This window comes from Burkholderiales bacterium, assembly GCA_013695435.1.
GTDB lineage: Bacteria > Pseudomonadota > Gammaproteobacteria > Burkholderiales > JACMKV01 > JACMKV01.
The window spans coordinates 1-3069 of record JACDAM010000003.1 but is presented as its reverse complement, the minus strand read 5'-3'; the positions used below and the strand labels follow the sequence as shown (position 1 = coordinate 3069).

At 62.6% G+C, this 3069-nt stretch carries 2 protein-coding genes; one reads left to right on the top strand and one right to left on the bottom strand.

All coding sequences use genetic code 11. The features are described from left to right. Nucleotides 1–80 precede the first annotated feature (80 nt). Nucleotides 81–1919, top strand: a complete 1839-nt coding sequence (locus H0V78_00135; GenBank protein MBA2350235.1) for an AAA family ATPase — start codon at nucleotides 81–83, stop codon at nucleotides 1917–1919. Between the two features lie 545 nt (nucleotides 1920–2464). Here H0V78_00135 and H0V78_00130 read toward each other — a convergent pair. Further along, on the bottom strand, nucleotides 2465–3069 hold a 605-nt coding region (locus H0V78_00130; protein MBA2350234.1), incomplete at its 5' end, for an ATP-binding cassette domain-containing protein.

Here is a 3069-nt window from a genome sequence, read left to right as displayed (position 1 = left end):
CGCACATACCCTCTTTGTCGCGCCGGACGGTTCCGAATGGCGGACGGTTCCGAAAGCGGCAAAGACGAGGAGGGAATTCGGTGCCAGCAACCGAGGCAGTTCGTTTTGGACGGTATCGCATCGCGGGGCCGCACGGACCGCTGCGCAGAAACACCCAGGCAATTCCCCTGCAGCCCAAGGCCCTGGCTGTGCTGTGGGAACTGCTGCTGCACGCCGGCGAGGTGGTGAGCAAGGAGGAATTGTTCGCCGCCGTATGGCCGAAGACGGTGGTCACCGAGGGCGCCATCACCGCCTGCCTGCGCGACCTGCGTCACGCGCTCGGCGACGACCCAAAAGTGCCGCATTACATAGCCACGGTTCACCGGATCGGCTACCGGTTCATCGCCGAAGTCACGGCTATCCCGTCGGTCGCCAACTCTGTTCCCCAATCCGATTCAGCCTGGCAAGCGACTGCTTTTTTCGTCGGCAGACAAGCTGAGCTCGAGCGCTTGCACGGCGCGTTCGCCAAAGCCCTTTGCGGACAACGTCAGCTCGTGTTCATCACGGGCGAAGCGGGAATAGGCAAGACCGGATTGGTCGAGACCCTGCTGGCGCAACTGCAGCAGGGACGGGACATCGCTGGCCGAAACCCCGGATCGATCGCCGCCAGCCTTTGGCTCGCCCATGGACAATACAACGAACACCACGGGCCGCACGAAGCGTACATGCCGGTCCTCGAAGCCTTGGGCCGGCTGTGCCGTCAATCCGATGGCGAGAAACTGGTCGCGCTGTTGCGTCGATATGCCCCCACCTGGCTCGTACAACTGCCGTCGGTGCTGAGCGATGCCGAGCACATCGCGTTGCGGCGCAAGATGCCGGGAAGCACGCGCGAAACCATGCTGCGCGAGATCGTCGAGGTGTTCGAAGCCGCGGCCGCGGAGCAGCCGCTGGTGCTGGTGCTCGAAGACCTGCACTGGAGCGGTATTCCCACCCTGGATCTGCTCACCATGCTGGCGCGGCGGCGGCAAGCCGCGCGCTTGCTCGTGATCGCGACGTTTCGGCCGGTCGATCTGATCGTCGCCAATCATCCGTTGAAGAGCGCCAAGCAGGAGCTGGTCGCGCGCGGCGCGGCCAGCGAAATGCCATTGGGGTATTTGACCGCGCAGGCGGTGCAGGCGTACATCGAGCAGCGATTTGCCGGGCGGGCACGAGAGTTCGCCGCGGCGGTTTATCGGCGTACCGAAGGGAATCCGCTGTTTATGGTGCAGGTGGCGGACTATCTGGAGACTGCGCACGCTTTGCCGACGCCGCTTGAAATGAGTGCGCTCGAAGCCGCGATACCGTCCGGACTGCGCGACCTGATCGAAGCTCAACTCACGCGCCTGGGGAAAGAGGAACAAACATGTCTGGAGGTGGCGAGCATCGCCGGCGTGGAATTCGCGGTCGCGAGCGTCACAGCCGGGTTGCCGACCAGCGCCGACGCTGCCGAGACCGTATGCGAAGAGCTCGTCCGGCGGGAACAGTTCATCGACGCGCGCGGCCTGGCGGAGTGGCCGGACGGTACGGTGAGCGGGCGTTACGGGTTTCGCCATGCGCTGTACCGCGAAGTCCTGTACAAACGGGTGAGCGCCGCCCGGCGGGTGCGTTTGCACAGCCAGATTGCGGAACGCCTGGCGGCCGGATATGCGCAGCGATCGGGAGAGATTGCGGCAGAACTGGCCATGCACTTCGAGCAGGGCGGAGATTTGAAACAGGCAATGCGCTATCGCAAGCAGGCGGCCCGCAATGCGCTCTCGCGAAACGCGCACGGAGGAAGCAATCGCTCACCTGAGCAAAGGGTTCGATCTATTACGAACGCTCACCGGCACGAGCAGCGCGCAGCAGAACCGCCGCAACCGGCCGGCCTATCTCACGTTTCGACGCGCAAATCGCTGCGATAGCTCTGCTGAACAATGCGCCAATTGCGACCCGTAACATCGCCGAATTCCACCCTTTGCAAAAGGGAGCGGGGGGAAATTTGAAGGCCGTATTGCAAATCCCCTCGACCCCCTCGCTTCGCTCTCGCCCTATTAAAGGGGGGAAGTAGCGGTTCCCCTTTTTTTGCAGTTCCCACCCGCACAAGGCCATGTTATGAGCACTCATCGGGTTTGACACGTCACCTGGATAGCTAGAGCCCGAACTTACTTCCGAGATTCTTCGCGGCATCCCCGAGCCCGCCCCCACCGCTGCCACCGAGTGCGCTGTCAATTTGCCCCGGCGAGAGGCGCCGGGAGCTTGTCTTTCAGAAATCCCACGACGGTATCGACGGCGGTCCTTGCTTTCTCCGGCGCCAGGCCGGTCCGCTGCGCGACCATGTTGATGAGTTCGTCCATTATTGTTCTCCTGAGGTTTGCGGCGGGCAGGACTGCCAGCCACTTTTTAGCATACACCGGGAAACGCTTGCGGGTGAGCTGCGGATCGGTGCATTTTCGGATCTGAAAACGTATCAACCGGCACTCGCCGACTGCCTCGCTTCCAGCGCTTCCCAACGAGCGAGCCCGGCCATCAATTCTTCTTCTGTTTCCGCGAAACGCTCGCGCAGCCTCGCGACTTTTTCTGCTTGCGATTGGTACAGACCGGCGTCCGACAACTGTTCGCTGATCGCGCGCTGCTCGTCTTCAAGCGCCTGAATGCGGGATGGAAGCGATTCCAGCTCGCGCGTTTCCTTGTAACTCAGTTTCGCGCGTTCAATGGCTGGCTTCGCCCGACTTTTGATCCCCGCCGGGGCCACTTTTTCGCGCCTCGGTTCGCTTGCTTGCGGCTGCTTTATGCGCTGCCAGTCGGCGTAACCGCCGACATATTCGACCAGCTTGCCGGCGCCCTCGAACGCGATGACCTGGGTCACGACATTGTCGAGAAACGCGCGGTCGTGGCTGACCAAAAACAGCGTTCCCGAATATTCCTGCAGCAGCGATTCGAGCAACTCCAGCGTCTCGATATCGAGATCGTTGGTCGGCTCATCGAGCACCAGCACGTTGGCCGGCCGCGTAAACAGGCGCGCCAGCAGCAGGCGGTTGCGCTCGCCGCCGGATAGCGCCGAGACCTTGGCGC